General features: G+C 55.0%; 20 protein-coding genes. 5 read left to right on the forward strand and 15 right to left on the reverse strand.

Translation table 11 applies throughout. The features are described from left to right. Positions 1-2 precede the first annotated feature (2 nt). Entirely contained in the window at positions 3-578 is a 576-nt protein-coding gene (gene dolP / locus F384_RS17315) for a division/outer membrane stress-associated lipid-binding lipoprotein (RefSeq protein WP_046487649.1), read from the forward strand. 134 nt (positions 579-712) lie between these two features. On the opposite strand, the gene F384_RS17320 is transcribed toward dolP, so the two are convergent. The 3 genes from F384_RS17320 to F384_RS17330 form a co-directional block, all read right to left on the reverse strand. Further along, positions 713-1,750 (reverse strand): permease, encoded by a 1,038-nt coding sequence (locus F384_RS17320; protein WP_046487653.1) that lies wholly within the window; start codon positions 1,748-1,750, stop codon positions 713-715. 88 nt (positions 1,751-1,838) lie between these two features. Continuing rightward, on the reverse strand, positions 1,839-2,474 hold the full coding sequence (locus F384_RS17325) for an NAD-dependent epimerase/dehydratase family protein (protein WP_046487656.1): 636 nt from the start codon (positions 2,472-2,474) through the stop codon (positions 1,839-1,841). A 29-nt stretch (positions 2,475-2,503) separates the two neighbouring features. Beyond that, on the reverse strand, positions 2,504-2,944 hold the full coding sequence (locus tag F384_RS17330; RefSeq protein WP_046487659.1) for a YhbP family protein: 441 nt from the start codon (positions 2,942-2,944) through the stop codon (positions 2,504-2,506). A 52-nt stretch (positions 2,945-2,996) separates the two neighbouring features. Here F384_RS17330 and F384_RS17335 point away from each other — a divergent pair, with 52 nt between their 5' ends. After that, positions 2,997-3,299, forward strand: a complete 303-nt coding sequence (locus tag F384_RS17335; protein WP_046487664.1) for a GIY-YIG nuclease family protein — start codon at positions 2,997-2,999, stop codon at positions 3,297-3,299. On the opposite strand, the gene F384_RS17340 is transcribed toward F384_RS17335, so the two are convergent. After that, positions 3,286-3,789: a GNAT family N-acetyltransferase gene (locus F384_RS17340; RefSeq protein ID WP_046487667.1), complete on the reverse strand. Its 504-nt coding sequence runs from the start codon at positions 3,787-3,789 to the stop codon at positions 3,286-3,288. The two genes, F384_RS17335 and F384_RS17340, sit on opposite strands and share 14 nt — an antisense overlap. Then, complete coding sequence (gene ubiT / locus F384_RS17345; protein WP_046487670.1) at positions 3,783-4,307, reverse strand: ubiquinone anaerobic biosynthesis accessory factor UbiT; 525 nt, start codon at positions 4,305-4,307, stop codon at positions 3,783-3,785. The genes F384_RS17340 and ubiT overlap by 7 nt, the downstream gene beginning before the upstream one ends. 220 nt (positions 4,308-4,527) lie before the next feature. Between ubiT and ubiU the strand changes: the two genes are divergently transcribed. The 3 genes from ubiU to F384_RS17360 all read left to right on the forward strand — a co-directional run bounded on the left by ubiU (position 4,528) and on the right by F384_RS17360 (position 7,584). Next, positions 4,528-5,523 carry a ubiquinone anaerobic biosynthesis protein UbiU gene (ubiU, locus tag F384_RS17350; protein ID WP_046487674.1) on the forward strand — a complete coding sequence of 332 codons (996 nt, stop codon included), beginning with the start codon at positions 4,528-4,530 and terminating at the stop codon, positions 5,521-5,523. 8 nt (positions 5,524-5,531) lie between these two features. Continuing rightward, positions 5,532-6,410, forward strand: coding sequence for a U32 family peptidase (locus F384_RS17355; protein WP_046487677.1), 879 nt, complete (start codon positions 5,532-5,534; stop codon positions 6,408-6,410). A gap of 166 nt (positions 6,411-6,576) precedes the next feature. Next, a complete protein-coding gene (locus tag F384_RS17360; protein WP_046487679.1) occupies positions 6,577-7,584 on the forward strand; it encodes a luciferase-like monooxygenase in 1,008 nt (335 codons plus the stop codon). 84 nt (positions 7,585-7,668) lie between these two features. On the opposite strand, the gene mtr is transcribed toward F384_RS17360, so the two are convergent. The 10 genes from mtr to nusA form a co-directional block, all read right to left on the reverse strand. Next, the gene (mtr, locus tag F384_RS17365) at positions 7,669-8,913 is read right to left on the reverse strand and encodes a tryptophan permease (protein ID WP_046487683.1); all 1,245 of its coding nucleotides are present in this window, start codon (positions 8,911-8,913) and stop codon (positions 7,669-7,671) included. 143 nt (positions 8,914-9,056) lie between these two features. Further along, positions 9,057-10,949 (reverse strand): ATP-dependent RNA helicase DeaD, encoded by a 1,893-nt coding sequence (gene deaD, locus F384_RS17370; protein ID WP_046487686.1) that lies wholly within the window; start codon positions 10,947-10,949, stop codon positions 9,057-9,059. Then, complete coding sequence (gene yrbN / locus F384_RS29985) at positions 10,942-11,022, reverse strand: protein YrbN (RefSeq protein WP_010723222.1); 81 nt, start codon at positions 11,020-11,022, stop codon at positions 10,942-10,944. Before yrbN ends, deaD begins: the two co-directional genes overlap by 8 nt. Before the next feature lie 106 nt (positions 11,023-11,128). Then, positions 11,129-12,013 carry a lipoprotein NlpI gene (nlpI, locus tag F384_RS17375; RefSeq protein ID WP_046487689.1) on the reverse strand — a complete coding sequence of 295 codons (885 nt, stop codon included), beginning with the start codon at positions 12,011-12,013 and terminating at the stop codon, positions 11,129-11,131. 109 nt (positions 12,014-12,122) lie between these two features. After that, the gene (gene pnp / locus F384_RS17380; protein ID WP_046487692.1) at positions 12,123-14,258 is read right to left on the reverse strand and encodes a polyribonucleotide nucleotidyltransferase; all 2,136 of its coding nucleotides are present in this window, start codon (positions 14,256-14,258) and stop codon (positions 12,123-12,125) included. A 244-nt stretch (positions 14,259-14,502) separates the two neighbouring features. Further along, positions 14,503-14,772 carry a 30S ribosomal protein S15 gene (rpsO, locus tag F384_RS17385; protein WP_000059465.1) on the reverse strand — a complete coding sequence of 90 codons (270 nt, stop codon included), beginning with the start codon at positions 14,770-14,772 and terminating at the stop codon, positions 14,503-14,505. 149 nt (positions 14,773-14,921) lie between these two features. Beyond that, positions 14,922-15,866, reverse strand: a complete 945-nt coding sequence (truB, locus tag F384_RS17390) for a tRNA pseudouridine(55) synthase TruB (protein WP_046487981.1) — start codon at positions 15,864-15,866, stop codon at positions 14,922-14,924. Next, complete coding sequence (gene rbfA, locus F384_RS17395) at positions 15,866-16,267, reverse strand: 30S ribosome-binding factor RbfA (RefSeq protein WP_042998283.1); 402 nt, start codon at positions 16,265-16,267, stop codon at positions 15,866-15,868. Before rbfA ends, truB begins: the two co-directional genes overlap by 1 nt. 147 nt (positions 16,268-16,414) lie before the next feature. Then, positions 16,415-19,105 (reverse strand): translation initiation factor IF-2, encoded by a 2,691-nt coding sequence (infB, locus tag F384_RS17400; RefSeq protein WP_046487982.1) that lies wholly within the window; start codon positions 19,103-19,105, stop codon positions 16,415-16,417. A gap of 24 nt (positions 19,106-19,129) precedes the next feature. After that, positions 19,130-20,617 carry a transcription termination factor NusA gene (gene nusA / locus F384_RS17405; RefSeq protein ID WP_046487985.1) on the reverse strand — a complete coding sequence of 496 codons (1,488 nt, stop codon included), beginning with the start codon at positions 20,615-20,617 and terminating at the stop codon, positions 19,130-19,132. Positions 20,618-20,631: the final 14 nt, after the last annotated feature.

Below are 20,631 nucleotides of genomic sequence, written 5' to 3' on the forward strand. Positions count from 1 at the left end.
ACATGAAGGCTTTATCGCCAATCGCAGTCCTTATTTCTGCTCTGCTATTGCAAGGTTGTGTGGCCGCCGCGGTTGTCGGTACCGCCGCCGTTGGCACCAAAGCAGCAACAGACCCACGTAGCGTAGGCACTCAGGTGGACGATGGAACCCTGGAAGTGCGCGTCAACAGTGCGCTGTCGAAAGATGCGCAGATCAAGAAAGAAGCCCGCATTAACGTGACGGCTTATCAGGGTAAAGTATTGCTGGTCGGTCAGTCGCCGAATAGCGAACTTCCTTCACGCGCCAAACAGATTGCAATGGGCGTCGATGGAACCACCGAAGTCTATAACGAGATCCGTCAGGGCCAGCCGATTGGCATGGGCACCGCGTCAAACGACACCTGGATCACCACTAAAGTGCGCTCTCAGTTGCTGACCAGCGACCAGGTTAAATCATCAAACGTGAAAGTGACGACCGAAAACGGCGAAGTGTTCCTGTTGGGTCTGGTGACCGAACGTGAAGCGAAAGCGGCTGCGGATATCGCCAGCCGGGTTAGCGGCGTGACGCGCGTCACCACGGCATTTACCTTCATCAAGTAATCCCCGTAGGCCTGATTAGACGCTTTTGCGTCGTCATCAGGCCGAATTTGCCGGATGGCGGCGTGACCGCCTTACCCGGCCTACAGAGTGTATTATCGTAGGTCGGGCAAGCGAAGCGCCCCCGGCATTCCTGTTTATATCAACGCAAGACTTCCCACTATCACGCCCGAGATGACCACCAGCACCGCCGTTAACCACAGCGCTTTTGCCGGGAACGCTTTACGCAGCATAATCAGCGACGGCAAGCTGACGGCGGGTAATGTCATCAACAGTGCAAGCGCGGGTGCTGTCCCCATCCCTGCCAGCATCATCGTCTGCACAATCGGGATTTCTGCCGCCGTCGGGATCACAAACAGACAGCCGGCCACCGCTAGCGCAACCACCCACAACAGGCTGTTATCAATCGCCCCATCCGCATGTGGAAACAGCCAGACGCGCGCAGCACCCAGGACCAGCACCGCCAGGATGTAGACCGGAATGGTGCTCCAGAACAGCGTCCACAGCGCGCGGCCCCAACGGACAAAGAACCCATCCTGCGCGTCCGGTTGCGTGATTTCCACTGGCAACTCAGTCTGCGCAGACTCTTTCACCCATTTTTGCACCAGCGTCGCCACCACCAGCACCATTGCCAGCCCGGCGACCAGACGGATCGCCGCGAAATGCCAGCCGAGGACAAAGCCCATAAACACCAGCGTCGCCGGGTTTAACAACGGATTTCCCATCCAGAATGCCAGCGCCCCACCCATCGAAACCTGCTGGCGACGCATCCCCGCCGCCACGGGTGCGGCACAGCAGGTGCACATCATGCCAGGCAGAGAGAAAAGCGTGCCGAACAGCGTGCCGCGAAAACGCGTTTGCCCAAGCGTACGTAACAACCAGTCGCGCGGGATCAGAACCTGAATCAGCGAACCGAGGATCACCCCCAGTACCGCTGCCTTCCAGACCGCAATGAAATAGACCATTGCATAGTCCCAGGCCGCCTGCCACGGGTTCGCATCCGCCTGTGCCAGAATGGATTTACCAATACTGTGAGTTTCTGCGGCAGTGAAGGCTTTCCCGTAATAAGGCTGCCATTTCACATACCAGAGACCGACGATGACGACGAGAAAGAAAAGAGCGGGCTTCCACCATTGAAACGGTGTTGCCGCCTGAGATGAAGACTGACCAGCCATAGCATTCCCCAGGGCGTTTGAGAGTAATAAGCCGGGAATATACGCCTTTGGGAAATGTTTGGAAATGCTAAATTGGCCGGGTGAATTGTCAGGCGGCCCTCTCCCGCAGCCGGGACGAGGTCAGGATCGTTACACCTTCATGTTCAGGCGCCAGCGCGTCTGCCAGCATCGCGCGCGCCACGTCCCGCGCATCAATCGACTTCCAGTTGCCGGGCAGCAGCCGGAATAACGGCGCAAAAAGGGTTTCGCTGAACCGCTGTCTGGCGCGGTCGCCGAGCAGCATCGACGGGCGCGCAATCGTCAGCTTTGGCCACGCCTGCGCAATCAGCGCCTCTTCCATCTCCCCTTTTACACGGTTGTAGAAAAACGGCGAGTGGGCGTTGGCCCCCATCGAACTCACCACCAGCATATGCTGCGCGCCCAGACGGCGGCCGGTCAAGGCGGTGTCGACCACCAGCGTATAGTCGGCATGAATAAACGCCTCTTTGCTGCCGGCTTCGCGCCGGGTCGTGCCCAGACAGCAAAAAACGATATCGACAGGATCGGTGACCTGCGCCAGCGCATCGCTCAGTTGCGGATCGTGAGGATTATAGACGCCAGGCATGTCTGCCAGCGGACGTCGCGTTGGTGCGGCAATCGAATGGATCTTCGGTTCATTAAGCAGCATCCGCAGCAAATGCCCGCCAACCAACCCGGTCGCCCCGGTAATCAGTACCTGACTCATCGCCTTCTCCTCGTCCTGGACTCTTCTAACTATACAACACCGAGTGCGTCGCGCACCCACACCAACTTTTTGCCAAAACCCAGAGTGTTGTCGGTGAATTTGAGTTCATCCAGGCGGATTTCCCATACCGGCGCGGACAACATTCTGGCGACCGGGAAGCGGCGAAGATAGGCCTGTCGCGCCGCGTCGCTCTCTTCTCCTGCCAGTAGACGGATCTCGCCTTTAAACTGCACGCCGCGAATCAAGGCGACCGTTTTTGGTTGACCGTTGACGGTTCCGGCAACGGGTGCTCGCGGGCCTGACATCTGCGCATGACGCGTTTTCTCTTCCGTCAGCAGATAAAAAACCACTTTTTTGGCGTCGAAGAGATAAAACGCATTTGCACACCACAGTTCGCCTTCGTGATGCACGCACCAGGTCACAACGTGTTGTTTTGTCAGCCAACGACCGATCGCAGTGAGTGTTTCCATCTCGGTTCTCTTTTATACTGGATGCCAGAAACGTAACACGCCGAAGGCTATGATGACACCCTGGTATCTTTATCTGATCCGCACCGCCGACAATGCCCTGTATACCGGTATCACGACCGACGTGGCTCGCCGCTACCAGCAGCATCAATGTGGCAAAGGCGCGAAGGCGCTACGCGGAAAAGGGGAGTTGACGCTGGCGTTTTCCGCACCGGTTGGCGATCGCTCACTGGCGCTACGCGCAGAATACCGGGTCAAAAAACTCACCAAGCAGCAGAAAGAACGACTCGTCGCGGAAGGCGAAGGGTTTGCAGCGTTACTGAACGATCTGCAAACCCCGGCGCTTAAAAACGATTAAAGTGATCGTGATACTCGACCAGTCCCGTGACGCCGCTTAGCGCGTCTTCCGCTAAACGATGCACCTGGAACGCGCTTTCGGTGCCCGGCCAGCGGCAATGCAGATCGTAATGGGCGGCCAGTTCGAAACCAAAGCGGCTGTACAGTGCCGGATCGCCCAGGGTGACCACAGCGGCATAGCCAAATTCGTTGAGTGAATCCAGCCCTTCATAGACCAGCTGGCGCGCCAGACCTTGACCACGGTAGCTTTCATCGACAGCCAGCGGCGCCATGCCGACCCACTGCAGATCTTCGCCCTGCACATCGACGGGGCTGAATGCCACGTAACCCACCACCTGACCTTCATCGTCGGTGGCGACCAGACCGAGCGTCAGAAAACCATCTTCACGCAGGGAATGTACCAGCTTCGCTTCCGCATCGCTTTCGAATGAACGACGCAGCAGGGCATCAATACCGGGTGCGTCAATGGGAATTTCTACTCGAATCAGCATGGTTCACCTACCGATGTCTGTTTGGTTTCTGGCGAGTATTTCATGCCCGCCTCAACAAAATCCGCCAGTTGCAGCAGCATGACGCGCAACGCTTTGGGCATCTGCTCCAGCTCAATGGCATCCATCAGGTTCTTCACATACAACCCTAACTCCGTATCCCCTTCGATCACCAGACGGCGCTGGAAGAAGAGCGTATCCGGATCCTGCTTACGCGCGACGATCATCAGCAGATCGCTGGCGTCAGCGCTAAAACTCACGTCGGCTTGCGCATCCTTGCTGACGATCAGTTTGTCATTCTCAACTGAGGTATACCACTTCAGGCCGATATCACGAACCGTAATGCTTAGCCAACGGCCTTCAAGGAACTCCAGCTCCCCGTCAGCCAGGGCCTGGCGAAACTGCCAGCTCAGGACCTGTTCCAGAACCTGGCGCTGCAGTGCAAAGGGCGTCAGTTTAACTGGCACACTCATCAGAGACGGACCGAAATGTACTAAGCGTGAACGCAGCTTATCTAACACGAGCTTTACTCCCTGTTTCAATTATCCTGCTATTTTGCCATATCAGATAAACGACATAGCGGCGTAAATCAACAATTGCGTACGAAATCCCTACCTCTTTATTACTGATATCAATACGACTTTAACTGCCTTAAATCAAAAATTGTCGCAGCAAGGTTAACTAAAATCCTTGTTCGTTAACAATTATGCGTCCCAGGCGGCGCAATCTTCAGGATAAATTATGGAGCTGCTCTGCCCTGCCGGAAATCTCCCGGCGCTTAAGGCGGCCATCGAAAACGGCGCTGATGCCGTTTATATCGGGCTTAAAGATGATACCAACGCCCGTCACTTCGCCGGCCTTAACTTTACCGAGAAGAAATTGCAGGAAGCGGTGAGTTTTGTCCATCAACACCGCCGAAAATTGCACATCGCCATTAACACGTTTGCGCATCCCGATGGCTATGCCCGCTGGCAGCGTGCGGTGGATATGGCCGCGCAATTGGGGGCGGATGCGCTGATCCTCGCCGATCTCGCTATGCTCGAGTATGCCGCAGTTCGTTACCCGCATATTGAGCGCCATGTCTCTGTTCAGGCCTCGGCGACCAATGAAGAAGCGATCAACTTTTATCATCGCAATTTTGATGTTGCTCGCGTCGTCCTGCCGCGCGTGCTCTCAATCCATCAGGTGAAACAGCTTGCCCGCGTGACGCCGGTGCCGCTGGAGGTTTTTGCTTTCGGCAGTCTGTGCATTATGGCCGAAGGCCGCTGTTATCTCTCGTCCTATTTGACTGGTGAATCACCCAATACGGTAGGGGCCTGCTCTCCTGCCCGTTTTGTGCGCTGGCAGCAGACGCCGCAGGGGCTGGAATCACGCCTGAATGAAGTCTTGATCGACCGCTATCAGGACGGGGAAAACGCCGGTTATCCGACGCTGTGTAAAGGTCGCTATCTGGTCGACGGTGAGCGTTACCACGCGCTGGAAGAACCCACCAGCCTGAACACGCTGGAACTGCTACCAGAACTGCTGGCAGCGAATATTGCCTCAGTGAAAATCGAAGGCCGTCAGCGCAGTCCGGCCTATGTCAGCCAGGTCGCGAAAGTATGGCGTCAGGCGATCGACCGCTGCATAGCCGACCCGCAGAACTATGCGCCGCAGGCCGTCTGGATGGAGACGCTCGGCGCGATGTCCGAAGGCACTCAGACGACGCTTGGCGCCTATCACCGTAAATGGCAGTGAGAGAAGCAATGAAATATTCCTTAGGGCCGGTGCTTTACTACTGGCCGAAAGAGACGCTGGAAGACTTTTATCAGCAGGCCGCCACCAGTAGCGCGGATGTTATCTATCTCGGCGAAGCGGTGTGCAGCAAACGCCGCGCCACCAAAGTCGGTGACTGGCTGGATATGGCGAAATCGCTCGCCGGTAGCGGTAAGCAGGTGGTGCTTTCGACGCTGGCGCTGGTGCAGGCCTCTTCTGAGCTGAATGAGCTGAAGCGCTATGTCGAAAACGGCGACTTTCTGCTGGAGGCCAGCGATCTTGGCGTGGTGAACATGTGCGCCGACCGCAAGCTACCGTTTGTCGCCGGACACGCGCTGAACTGCTACAACGCTGTCACGCTGCGCCTGCTACTCAAACAGGGGATGGTGCGCTGGTGCATGCCGGTGGAGCTTTCCCGCGACTGGCTGATGAACCTGCTCAATCAGTGTGATGAACTGGGGATTCGCCGGCAGTTTGAAGTGGAAGTCCTGAGTTATGGACATCTGCCGCTGGCTTACTCCGCCCGCTGCTTTACCGCTCGCTCGGAAGATCGTCCGAAAGACGAGTGCGAAACCTGCTGCATTAAGTATCCTAATGGCCGCAACGTACGCTCTCAGGAAAACCAACAGGTGTTCGTCCTCAATGGCATTCAGACCATGAGCGGCTATGTCTACAACCTCGGCAACGAACTGACGTCAATGCAGGGGCTGGTGGATATCGTGCGCCTGTCACCGCTGGGAACGGAGACATTTGCGATGCTAGACGCCTTCCGCGCCAACGAAACGGGACGCGCGCCGTTGCCGCTCACCGCGCACAGCGACTGCAACGGCTACTGGAAACGTCTGGCTGGTCTGGAATTGCAGGCCTAATGCCTCTCTGCCGGATGGCGGCATAACTGCCTTATCCGGCCTACTCCAGGCCTGATCATCAGGTATTTTCTGTCCGCCACGCGTTTTATAAAGCTCACTTTGTTAACTACGGTTATCATTTTTTAATGCACTATTAAAAAATATGCCGATGACAAAGTGAGCCATTATGACTGACAAAACCATTCCTTTCTCGGTGCTGGATCTGGCACCGATCCCCGACGGTTCCTCAGCAAAAGAAGCGTTCTCACACTCGCTGGATCTCGCACGCCTCGCAGAAAAACGGGGTTATCATCGCTACTGGCTGGCGGAGCATCACAACATGACCGGTATCGCCAGCGCAGCAACCTCAGTGCTGATTGGCTATCTGGCCGCGAACACCCAGACTTTGCATCTCGGTTCCGGCGGCGTCATGCTCCCTAACCATTCACCGCTGGTGATCGCCGAGCAGTTCGGTACGCTGAATACGCTCTATCCGGGACGTATTGATCTCGGCTTAGGACGCGCGCCGGGTAGCGACCAGCCGACGATGCGGGCGCTGCGCCGTCATATGGGCGGTGATATCGATAATTTCCCTCGTGACGTCGCTGAACTGGTGGACTGGTTTGATGCGCGCGATCCCAATCCGCAGGTGCGCCCGGTTCCTGGCTACGGCGAGAAGATCCCGGTCTGGCTGTTAGGTTCCAGCCTCTATAGCGCGCAGTTAGCCGCACAGCTTGGCCTGCCATTCGCTTTTGCCTCCCACTTCGCGCCGGATATGCTGTTCCAGGCGCTGCATCTGTACCGCACTCAGTTCAAGCCGTCAGCGCGGCTGGAAAAACCGTATGCGATGGTGTGCATCAATATCATTGCCGCCGACAGTAACCGTGATGCGGAGTATCTGTTCACCTCGATGCAGCAAGCCTTCGTGAAGTTGCGGCGTGGCGAAACGGGCCAACTCCCGGCGCCGATTCAAAATATGGATCAGTTCTGGTCGCCGTCAGAGCAGTACGGTGTGCAGCAGGCGCTGAGTATGTCGCTGGTGGGTGATAAAGCGAAAGTAGCCCACGGGCTGGCGTCTATTTTGCGTGAAACTCAGGCGGACGAGATCATGGTTAACGGACAGATCTTTGACCATCAGGCACGTTTGCATTCGTTTGAGCTGGCAATGGATGTGAAAGAGGAACTGTTGGGATAGTTTTTTGCCCGGTGGCGCTATGCTTACCGGGCCTACAAATCCACGTAGGCCGGATAAGGCGCAGCCGCCATCCGGCAACATGTTTTACTGATAAACCGGCAACAGATTAAAGCTCGACAGGATGTGTACCAGCGCGTTACCCACACCGAAAACCAGAATCAGGACAATCATCGGCTTACCGCCCCATACGCGGAATTTTGGGCTACCGAAGCGCTGACGTGATTTGCGTGCCAACAACGCGGGCACAATCGCGGCCCAGATGGTCGCCGCCAGTCCTGCATAGCCAATGGCGTACAGGAATCCATTCGGCCACAGCAGCCCCCCGACGATCGGCGGAACAAAGGTGAGCAGCGCCGTTTTGAAGCGTCCCAGCGCCGAATCGTCAAAACCAAACAGATCGGCCAGATAGTCAAACAGTCCCAGCGTGACGCCGAGGAACGAACTCGCTACCGCAAAGTTAGAGAACACCACCAGCAGCAGATCCAGACTTCGACTGTTCAGCACGCCGCTCAGCGCCTGCACCAGCACATCAATATTGCCGCCCTCTCGCGCGATGCCGATAAACTCTGGACGCGGAATGTTCCCCATCGTCCCCAGCAACCAGACGGTGTACAGCACCAGCGCCAGCAGCGTCCCGTAAACCAGGCACTTCACAATCGTGCGGGGGTCTTTACCGTAATATTTCATCAGGCTCGGGACGTTACCGTGATAGCCAAACGATGCCAGACAGAACGGCAGTGTCATCAGCAGATACGGCGTATAAGAGGCGTTACTTTCCGCGACGTTAAACAGCGTGGTCGGCGTGACGTGCCCTAGCAGACTGCCGAAAGTCAGGAAGAAAGTAATGACCTTCGCACCCAGCACGATCGCCGTCATGCGACTTACCGCTTTGGTGCTCAACCACACCACAAACGCCACCAACAGCGCAAAGCCAAAACCTGCCGCACGGGCGGGCACGTTCAGTGACATCTCGCTAAACGTATGGTGCAGAATCGAACCGCTCGCCGAAATATAGGCATAGGTCAGGATATAGAGTACGAAGGCAATAGAGATACCGTTGACCACGTTCCAGCCTTTGCCCAGCAGATCTTTGGTGATGGTATCGAAGCTTGAACCAATCCGGTAGTTGAGGTTTGCTTCAAGGATCATCAGACCGGAATGCAGCATGCAGAACCAGGTAAAGACCAGCGCTGCCATTGACCAGAAAAACCAGCTACCTGCCATAACCACCGGTAAAGAAAACATCCCTGCGCCGATAATAGTGCCGCCGATAATCACCACGCCACCGAGCAGCGAAGGTGATGTCTGGGTGGTGGTTAGTGTTGCCATTTAGCGATTTCTCCAGCGAATAATGTTGTGACCGCATTTTAATGTGTTGCACTGTACCAGTACAATAGTACAAATGAAATAAAAAAAGCCCCGATGGTTTTATCGGGGCTGTACCTATTACTTTACGTCAGTAAACGAGAGGTTTACGCGTCACGACGACGGCTGGGACCGTCTTCACGACGTGGCGCACGGCTACCTTCACGACGTTCGCCGCTGAAACGACGACCATCACCACGACCGCCTTCACGACGCTCACCGCCGAAACCGCGACCGCCTTCACGACGTTCGCCGCCGAAGCTACGACCACCGCCACGACGTTCAGTGTGCGGCTGTGCATCGCCCACCAACTGCATGTTCATCGGTTTGTTGAGGATGCGGGTACGCGTAAAGTGCTGCAGTACTTCACCCGGCATACCTTTCGGCAGTTCGATGGTGGAGTGCGAAGCGAACAGCTTGATGTTACCAATGTAACGGCTGCTGATGTCGCCTTCGTTGGCAATCGCGCCAACGATATGACGAACTTCCACGCCGTCATCACGACCCACTTCAATGCGGTACAGTTGCATATCGCCAACGTCACGACGTTCACGACGCGGACGGTCTTCACCGCTGCGTTCTGGACGGTCGCCGCGCGGGCCACGATCGTTACGCTCACGCGGACCACGATCGTCACGGTCACGGAACTCACGCTTCGGACGCATCGGCGCATCTGGCGGAACGATCAGAGTACGTTCGCCCTGTGCCATTTTCAGCAGAGCGGCAGCCAGGGTTTCGATATCCAGCTCTTCGTCTTCCGCTGTCGGCTGCAGTTTAGCCAGCAGCGCACGGTACTGATCCAGATCGCTACTTTCCAGCTGTTGCTGTACTTTAGCCGCAAATTTTTCCAGACGACGTTTGCCCAGCAGTTCTGCGTTCGGCAGTTCAACTTCCGGAATGGTCAGCTTCATGGTGCGTTCGATGTTACGCAGCAGACGACGCTCGCGGTTCTCAACGAACAGCAGCGCACGGCCTGCACGCCCCGCACGACCGGTACGGCCAATACGGTGAACGTAAGACTCGGAATCCATCGGGATATCGTAGTTTACCACCAGGCTGATACGCTCTACGTCCAGGCCACGGGCCGCAACGTCGGTCGCAATCAGGATATCCAGACGACCGTCTTTCAGACGTTCCAGCGTCTGCTCACGCAGCGCCTGGTTCATGTCGCCGTTCAGCGCTGCACTGTTATAGCCGCTACGCTCCAGCGCTTCAGCCACTTCCAGCGTCGCGTTTTTGGTACGAACGAAGATAATCGCCGCATCAAAATCTTCTGCTTCCAGGAAACGCACCAGCGCTTCGTTCTTACGCATGCCCCAGACAGTCCAGTAGCTCTGGCTGATGTCCGGGCGAGTAGTGATGCTGGACTGAATGCGCACTTCCTGCGGCTCTTTCATAAAGCGGCGGGTAATGCGACGAATCGCTTCCGGCATCGTGGCAGAGAACAGAGCGGTCTGATGACCTTCCGGGATCTGCGCCATAATGGTTTCAACGTCTTCGATGAAGCCCATGCGCAGCATTTCGTCGGCTTCATCCAGAACCAGACCGCTCAGTTTAGAGAGATCCAGGGTGCCGCGTTTCAGGTGATCCAGCAGACGACCCGGCGTACCGACGACGATCTGCGGCCCTTGACGCAGGGCGCGTAACTGCACGTCATAACGCTGGCCGCCGTACAGGGCAACCACGTTCACGCCGCGCATATGTTTAGAGAAATCCGTCATGGCTTCAGCTACCTGAACCGCCAGTTCGCGGGTCGGTGCCAGCACCAGGATTTGAGGTGCTTTCAGCTCAGGATCAAGATTTTGTAACAGCGGTAAGGAGAACGCTGCAGTTTTACCGCTGCCGGTCTGGGCCATGCCCAGTACGTCACGACCGTTCAGCAAGTGCGGGATACACTCAGACTGGATCGGTGATGGTTTTTCGTAACCCAGATCGTTAAGGGCTTCAAGGATAGGAGCCTTCAGGCCCAGATCTGCAAAAGTGGTTTCGAATTCAGCCATGTAGTACGTGTGCCTCAAAATTAATGGCGGCCAGTCTACATAACTCATCATGAAATTGATCTGCAATTTTCATTGAAAAGTGTGAACCGGCTCAAAGTAGGTGTATTAACGAACAACAACGCCCTCACCCGTGAAGGTGATGGCAATCAAAAAAGATTACGGGCTGATGTGTACGTCAGCTATTGCTGGTCCGATTCTGCCAGGTCATCTTGGTCCTGGCCCAGGAGCGATAATTCCAACAATGCGTATCGGTGCTCAACAAAGTTATGAACGTTGTTAGCCACCGCCAGTTTGAACAATGCCGTAGCGTTGTCCAAATCCCCCAGACTTAGGTAGTACTTACCTAAATAGAAGTTGGTTTCACTGAGATGCTCAGCGAGCGAGGTGTTATCCGTTGCGTCCGCCTTGAGCTTTTCCATCAGCGATGCTTCGCTCATGTTGCCCAGGTAGAACTCGACAATGTTCCATCCCCATTGTTCTTTATCCGATTTCTCGAAGCGCTGTTTCAGCGCGACTTTCGCCTGCTTCTCATCGAGCTTCTGCTCAGCGAGATAAAGCCACAGGCTGCGGAAAGGATCATTGGGATCGTCTTGATAAAACGCCAGCAGATCATCTTGCGCTAACTTGTCGCGACCGCCGTAATACAATGCGATTCCGCGATTTAAGTGCGCGTAGTTGTAAGTTGGATCAAGCTCAAGTACAGAATCAAACGCTTCATAGGCAGCATCAAAATTGCCTGCCTGCGTTAAATATATACCTAAGTAATTGAATACTTCAGGCATATCGGGTCGGATTGCCAACGCTTGTGAAAAATCATTTCGCGCTAATGCCCTCAGACCGAGACTATCATACAACACTCCGCGCTCATATAAAAGCTGTGCGCGTTCGTCATCGGTTAAAGCCCGACTGGCAAGAATTTGTTCCATGCGTGCCAGAATCACTTCCTGCTGCAAAGTCGGTTGCAATGGTACTGCGAGGACTTCACTCTTACGCCAGGCGGAATTACTGCATCCAGCCAGCGTGAGTGCGGTTGCCACGAAACACCAGCGCAAAAAAGGCGTCATTTCCCACTCCCGAAGACAACGATTAATTGAACGTCCTGTTCCCCGGTTGCTAACAAGGCGTCCTGCCAGGTTAAAAGCCCTCCGCAACCGCGGAGGGCAAATGGCAACCTTACTCGCCCTGCTGGCTAGCCGGAGCTTCCGGTGCAGCCGCTGGCTGAGATTGTTCAGTTGCTTCTTTAATGCTCAAACGTACACGGCCCTGGCGATCAACTTCCAGAACTTTAACCGGTACTTCCTGGCCCATCTGCAGGTAATCGGTCACTTTCTCTACACGCTTATCCGCGATCTGCGAGATGTGAACCAGACCTTCTTTACCGCCGCCGATGGCAACAAATGCGCCAAAGTCAACGATACGGGTCACTTTACCATTGTAGATACGACCGACTTCGATTTCTGCGGTGATCTCTTCGATACGACGGATAGCATGTTTCGCTTTCTCACCGTCAGTCGCCGCGATCTTCACAGTACCGTCATCTTCGATTTCGATGGTGGTGCCAGTTTCTTCGGTCAGCGCACGGATCACAGAACCGCCCTTACCGATCACGTCTTTGATCTTGTCCGGGTTGATCTTGATGGTGTGGATACGCGGAGCAAACTGAGAAATGTCGCCGCGCGGCGCGTTGATCGCCTGTTCCATCACGCCCAGGATGTGCAGACGCGCACCTTTAGCCTGGTTCAGTGCAACCTGCATGATCTCTTTGGTGATGCCTTCAATTTTGATATCCATCTGCAGTGCAGAGATACCGTCGCGGGAACCTGCCACTTTGAAGTCCATATCGCCGAGGTGATCTTCGTCACCCAGGATGTCAGACAGTACGACAAAGTTGTCGCCTTCTTTCACCAGACCCATTGCGATACCCGCAACGGCAGCTTTGATCGGCACACCTGCGTCCATCAGGGCCAGAGAAGCGCCACAGACGGAAGCCATGGAAGAAGAACCGTTAGATTCGGTGATTTCAGACACCACGCGAACGGTGTACGGGAATTTGTCTGCTTCCGGCATAACAGCCAGCACGCCGCGCTTCGCCAGACGACCATGACCAATTTCACGACGCTTCGGAGAACCGACCATGCCGGTTTCACCTACGGAGTACGGAGGGAAGTTGTAGTGGAACAGGAAGTTGTCAGTACGCTCGCCCATCAGTTCGTCAAGAACCTGTGCGTCACGTGCGGTCCCCAGCGTTGCGGTAACCAGCGCCTGAGTTTCACCACGGGTGAACAGCGCAGAACCGTGAGTACGCGGCAGCACGCCAGTACGCACGTCCAGACCACGGATCATGTCTTTTTCACGACCATCGATACGCGGCTCACCGGCCAGTACACGGCTACGCACAACGTTTTTCTCGATTGCGTGCAGAATTTCACCCAGTTCGTTAGCGTCCAGGGTTTCATCTTCAGCAACCAGAGTCGCGATGGTTTCAGATTTGATCACGTCAACCTGAGCATAACGCTCTTGTTTGTCGGTGATACGGTAAGCATCGCTCAGGCGAGATTCAGCCAGTGCCGCAACGCGCGCGTTCAGCGCAGCGTCTACGACTTCCGGCTGCCAGTCCCAACGCGGTTTACCAGCTTCTTTCACCAGATCGTTGATCGCCTGGATAACCACCTGCTGCTGATCGTGGCCGAACACGACTGCGCCCAGCATCTGATCTTCGCTCAGCAGTTCCGCTTCGGATTCAACCATCAGTACGGCCGCTTCAGTACCGGCAACCACCAGATCCAGCTTGCTCTCTTTCAGCTCGTCCTGAGTCGGGTTCAGTACGTACTGGTCATTGATATAACCAACACGTGCCGCACCGATTGGGCCGTTGAACGGAATACCAGACAGAGACAGCGCAGCAGAGGCACCAATCATTGCCACGATATCCGGGTTAACCTGCGGGTTAACGGAAACAACGGTCGCGATGACCTGAACTTCGTTCACGAAACCTTCCGGGAACAGCGGGCGAACCGGGCGGTCAATCAGACGCGCGATCAGGGTTTCGCCTTCGCTTGGGCGGCCTTCACGACGGAAGAAGCTACCTGGGATACGACCAGCAGCGTAGGTACGCTCCTGATAGTTTACGGTCAGCGGGAAGAAGTCCTGACCCGGCTTCGCTTTTTTCTGGCCGACAACGGTAACGAATACCGCAGTGTCGTCCATGCTAACCATAACAGCGGCAGTAGCCTGACGGGCCATCATGCCGGTTTCCAGCGTGACGGTATGCTGACCGTACTGGAATTTACGAACGATCGGATTAAGCAAAATAATATCCTTTCAAATTTTTGGCGACACAAACTGTATCGCCGTTAATACCCGATCTTCTGCGCATCCTCGCGACTAATGACAACCCTAACCCATACGATATTGGGTAAAGCCTCTCATTAGCCGCGCGAACCTCTGCAACGGAAGATCATTCATAGCAACAATACAATAGTTTCCAGTGAATTGCTGCCATCTGCTTGAAAAAAGGGGCCATGAAGGCCCCCTTTTACGAAACTCGCAAGAGTTAGCGACGCAGACCCAGACGCTCAATCAGCGCGGTGTAGCGTGCAACATCTTTACGTTTCAGGTAGTCGAGCAGTTTACGACGCTGAGAAACCATGCGCAGCAGACCACGACGGCTGTGGTGATCTTTTTTGTGCTCTGCAAAGTGGCCCTGCAGGTGGTTAATCTGTGCAGTCAACAGAGCAACCTGAACATCGGTAGAACCGGTGTCGTTTGCATCACGACCGAACTCAGAAACGATTTTAGCTGTAGCTTCAGTACTTAGAGACATTTTAAAACTCCAAAGTATTAAGTATGAAAGGACGCCGATCTCTAATTCAGCGTTCCCAGTGTACGCCGCGTGAACTGTTAAAAAATTCACACAACGTTAAGCGGCAGTATTCTACTCGTAGCGCCTTCTTATCGCAAGACGAACCCGTGCTACGCCGGATACTCCACCACTAACCGGCGAGGAGCCACGCGACCTTCGTCGTCGATCTCACCCATGCCGATAAACTTACCGTCATCCCCTTCCGTAACACGAACCAGCCCTTCCAGCGGTGCGCCGTTCGTACGTACCGGGTTACCATTTTTGAAGTAAACTGAAGAGGTTAACGGCAAATTAACGATGGGATAGTCCGAAGCCGGACTATCCATTGGCATCAGCAGCGGATCAAGCAACTCTGCTGCCGGTATCCCCTGCTGTTCCGCCTGTTCGACCATTTCACGCAGACGTTCCAGCGTGACCATACGATCCACCGGATATTTGCTGACCGTCAGACGACGCAGGAAGATCACGTGCGCGCCGCATCCCAGCTTTTCACCCAGATCGTCAATAATGGTGCGAATATAGGTGCCTTTTGAGCAGTGTACTTCCAGCTCCAGTTCATCCCCTTCATGACGGATAAACAGCAACTCGTAAACGGTAATCGGTCGGGCTTCGCGCGGCACTTCAATGCCCTGGCGCGCGTATTCGTACAGCTTTTTACCCTGATACTTCAGCGCCGAGTACATCGACGGCACCTGTTCGATATCGCCGCGGAACGTGTCCAGCGCGGCAGCTAACTGTTCAGGGGTGAAGGTGACCGGACGTTCCTGCACGATTTGCCCATCGGCATCGGAGGTGTCTGTACGCTGTCCCAGACGGGCAATCACCCGATAACGCTTGTCGGAATCCAGCAGATACTGCGAAAACTTGGTCGCTTCCCCGAGGCAAATCGGCAGCATGCCGGTCGCTAACGGATCCAGCGCCCCGGTATGCCCGGCGCGGTTGGCGTTATAGAGGCGTTTCACTTTTTGCAGTACGTCATTACTGGACATGCCCTGCGGCTTATCCAGCAGCAGGACACCGTGAATGTCGCGACCACGACGACGAGGACGACTCATCAGTCCTCCTTGCTGTCGTCCGGGTTTACACGACGTTCTTCGTCATGTTTAACCACGTTGGTCACCAGGTTGGACATGCGCATCCCTTCCACCAGCGAGTTATCGTAGAAGAAGGTCAGTTCCGGCACGATACGCAGACGCATCGCTTTACCCAACAGGCTACGGATGAAGCCGGATGCTTCCTGTAATGCTTTGATGCCCGCTTTGATCGCGTCTTCATCTTTGTCATTGAGGAAGGTGACATACACTTTGGCATATGCCAGATCGCGGGACATTTCGACACCCGAAACGGTGGTCATCATGCCCAGACGCGGGTCTTTAATTTCGCGCTGCAGGATGATTGCGATCTCTTTTTGCATCTCCTGTCCCACGCGCTGTGGGCGACCGAATTCTTTCGCCATAATAAATTCTCCAGACAAAAAAGGGGCCTTGAGCCCCTTTTAAAATTATTGCCGGGTGGCGCTTTGAAGCCTGATGGCGCTACGCTTATCAGGCCTACAACCCGGACGTAGGCCCGGTAAACGGTGTGCCACCGGGCATAACGAAGATTATGCGATGGTACGCTGAATCTCGATGATCTCGAACACTTCGATCATATCGCCAACGCGAACGTCGTTGTAGTTCTTCACGCCGATACCACATTCCATACCGTTACGGACTTCGTTAACGTCATCTTTGAAGCGGCGCAGAGATTCCAGCTCGCCTTCGTAGATAACCACGTTGTCACGCAGTACGCGGATTGGGTTGTGACGCTTGATCGTCCCTTCGGTAACCATACAGCCCGCGATGGCACCAAATTTCGGCGATTTGAACACATCACGAACTTCAGCCAGACCGATGATCTGCTGTTTCAGTTCCGGAGACAGCATACCGCTCATCGCCGCTTTCACTTCGTCGATCAGGTTATAGATGACGGAGTAGTAGCGCAGATCCAGGCTTTCAGATTCAATCACTTTACGTGCAGAGGCATCCGCACGAACGTTGAAGCCAACCAGAATCGCGTTGGACGCCGCGGCCAGGGTCGCGTCGGTTTCGGTGATACCACCGACACCAGAACCGATGATCTTCACTTTCACTTCGTCAGTAGACAGTTTCAGTAAGGAGTCGGAGATCGCTTCCACAGAACCCTGAACGTCGGCCTTCAGCACGATGTTCACTTCGTGAACTTCGCCTTCGGTCATGTTGGCGAACATGTTCTCGAGCTTAGATTTCTGCTGACGAGCCAGTTTCACTTCACGGAATTTGCCCTGACGATACAGCGCAACTTCACGCGCTTTCTTCTCGTCACGTACGACAGTCACTTCGTCACCGGCAGCCGGAACACCGGACAGACCCAGGATTTCCACCGGAATGGACGGACCCGCTTCCAGCACTTCCTGACCCAGTTCGTTACGCATCGCACGAACGCGACCGTATTCGAAGCCACACAGTACGATGTCGCCTTTGTGCAGCGTACCTTCACGCACCAGTACGGTAGCAACCGGACCACGACCTTTATCCAGGAAGGATTCGATAACCGCACCGCTTGCCATCCCTTTACGGACCGCTTTCAGTTCCAGAACTTCGGCTTGCAGCAGGATCGCATCCAGCAGTTCGTCGATACCAGTACCTGCTTTTGCAGACACGTGTACGAACTGGCTTTCACCGCCCCACTCTTCCGGCAGGATGCCGTACTGGGACAGTTCGTTTTTAACGCGATCCGGATCGGCTTCCGGCTTATCGATTTTGTTCACCGCAACCACAACCGGCACACCCGCCGCTTTCGCGTGCTGGATAGCTTCGATGGTCTGCGGCATCACGCCGTCGTCTGCAGCCACAACCAGAACCACGATATCCGTGGCCTGCGCACCACGAGCACGCATGGAGGTGAACGCGGCGTGACCCGGGGTGTCAAGGAAGGTGATCATACCGTTGTCGGTTTCAACGTGGTAAGCACCGATGTGCTGGGTAATGCCACCCGCTTCGCCAGAGGCCACTTTCGTTGAACGAATGTAGTCCAGCAGAGAGGTTTTACCGTGGTCAACGTGACCCATGATGGTCACAACTGGCGCACGCGGTTCAGCCGCAGCACCCGTATCACGGTCGCTCATTACCGCTTCTTCCAGCTCGTTCTCACGACGCAGGATAACTTTGTGGCCCATCTCTTCGGCAACCAGCTGTGCGGTTTCCTGGTCGATCACCTGGTTGATGGTCGCCATTGCGCCCAGCTTCATCATCGCTTTGATGACCTGAGAGCCTTTAACCGCCATCTTGTTCGCCAGATCGCCAACGGTGATGGTTTCGCCAATCACAACGTCACGGTTAACCGCCTGCGCTGGCTTCTGGAAGCCCTGTTGCAGTGCGGAACCTTTACGCTGTTTGCCGCCTTTACCACCGCGAACCGCGGCACGCGCTTCTTCACGGTCAGCTTTGGATTCAGCGTGTTTGTTGCCTTTCTTCGCCGGACGCGCCGCTTTCGTGCTGCGGCCACGGCCACGACCGCCTTCCACTTCACGATCGTTTTCGTCTTCGGCCTGGCGAGCATGCTGAGAAGTGGTGACGTGATAATCGCTCTTATCTTCTTCCACTTTTTCCTGCTCGGCCCACACGCCTGCGTTCTCTTCCGCCATACGGCGAGCTTCTTCCGCAACGCGGCGCGCTTCTTCTTCAAGCTTGCGACGTGCTTCTTCTTCCGCTTTACGCTTCAGCTCTGCAGCTTCATTCTCACGGCGGGCTTTCTCGGCCTGGGCGGTTTTGGTCATATCGTCAGTCTGTTGATTGCTCACTTTGTCTTTTTCCGCAGCTTCACGTTTCGCTTTATCAGCGGCGTCACGCTTAGCTTGTTCTGCGGCCTCACGGTCAGCTTTTTGTTGCGCCTCGCGTTTGGCCATTTCTTCTGCCTCACGACGGGCTTGCTCTTCCGCTTCACGCTGCGCTTGCTCTTCCGCAGCAAGGCGTTCGGCCTCTTGCGGATCACGTTTCACAAAGGTGCGCTTCTTGCGGACTTCGATTTGTACCGATTTGCTTTTTCCACCGGTACCTGGAATGTTCAGGGTGCTACGCGTTTTACGCTGCAGCGTAAGCTTATCCGGGCCAGAACCATTTTCACGGTTCAGGTGCGCCAGTAAAGTCTGTTTTTCTTGTGCGGACACAGAGTCATCAGCAGACTTCGGGATACCGGCATCAGCAAATTGCTGTACCAGGCGATCCACGGAGGTCTGTATCTCTGCGGCCAGCGCTTTTACGGTTACATCTGTCATGCTGTTCCTTCCTGCTACAGTTTATTACGCTTCGTCGCCGAACCAGCAAATATTACGGGCAGCCATAATCAGCTCACCGGCTTTTTCGTCGGTCAACCCTTCGATATCAGCCAGATCATCAATGCCCTGTTCGGCGAGATCTTCCAGCGTACAAACACCACGGGCAGCCAGTTTGAAGGCCATATCGCGATCTAATCCTTCCAGATTCAGCAGATCGTCAGCCGGCTTGTTATCACCGAGGCTTTCTTCCTGGGCCAGTGCCAGAGTGGTCAGTGCGTTTTTAGCACGCTCGCGCAGTGCTTCAACGGTCGGCTCATCAAGGCCGTCGATTTCCAGCAGTTCTTTCATTGGCACGTAAGCCAATTCTTCCAGGGTTGCGAACCCTTCTTCAACCAGAACTGTGGCGAACTCTTCATCAATATCGAGATATTTGGTGAAGGTATCGATCGCGGCATGTGCTTCAGCCTGATGTTTAGCCTGGAGGTCATCAACGGTCATCACGTTGAGTTCCCAGCCGCTTAATTGCGAAGCCAGGCGGACGTTCTGACCATTACGTCCAATTGCTTGCGCCAGGTTACCGGCTTCAACGGCGATATCCATGGTGTGTTTATCTTCATCCACCACGATAGACGCAACGTCAGCAGGCGCCATAGCGTTAATCACGAACTGCGCCGGGTTATCATCCCACAGAACGATATCGATGCGCTCACCGCCCAGTTCGGTCGAGACCGCCTGAACGCGCGCGCCGCGCATACCGACACACGCACCGACCGGGTCGATTCGTTTGTCGTTGGTTTTCACCGCAATTTTCGCGCGAGAACCCGGATCGCGAGCAGCGGCTTTAATTTCAATCACTTCTTCGCCAATTTCCGGCACTTCAATGCGGAACAGTTCGATCAGCATTTCCGGCTTGGAGCGGGTGACGAACAGTTGCGCGCCGCGTGCTTCCGGGCGAACGGAGTAGAGAACGCCACGGATACGGTCGCCAGGACGGAAGTTCTCACGCGGCAGCATATCTTCACGCAGGATCACGGCTTCAGCATTGCTGCCCAGATCCAAAGAGATATTGTCGCGGTTCACTTTCTTCACCACGCCGGTGATGATTTCACCTTCGTGTTCACGGAACTGATCGACAACCATCGCGCGTTCAGCTTCACGAACCTTCTGCACGATAACCTGTTTTGCCGTCTGGGTCGTGATACGGTCAAAGGTCACAGATTCAATCTGATCTTCAACGTAATCGCCCAGGTTCAGGCTTTCATCTTCATAACGCGCAGCTTCCAGCGTGATTTCTTTCGTCGGCTGGGTCACTTCTTCAACGATCACCCAGCGGCGGAAAGTATCAAAATCACCGCTTTTACGATCGATTTCTACGCGAACGTCAATCTCTTGTTCATATTTTTTCTTTGTCGCTGTAGCCAGCGCACTTTCCAGCGCTTCAAAAATTTTCTCGCGTGGCAGCGCCTTTTCATTGGATACGGCTTCAACAACAGCCAAAATTTCTTTGTTCATCGCGGGCTTTTCAC

The sequence above is a fragment of the Citrobacter amalonaticus Y19 genome, assembly GCF_000981805.1.
GTDB classification, from domain to species: Bacteria; Pseudomonadota; Gammaproteobacteria; order Enterobacterales; family Enterobacteriaceae; genus Citrobacter_A; species Citrobacter_A amalonaticus_C.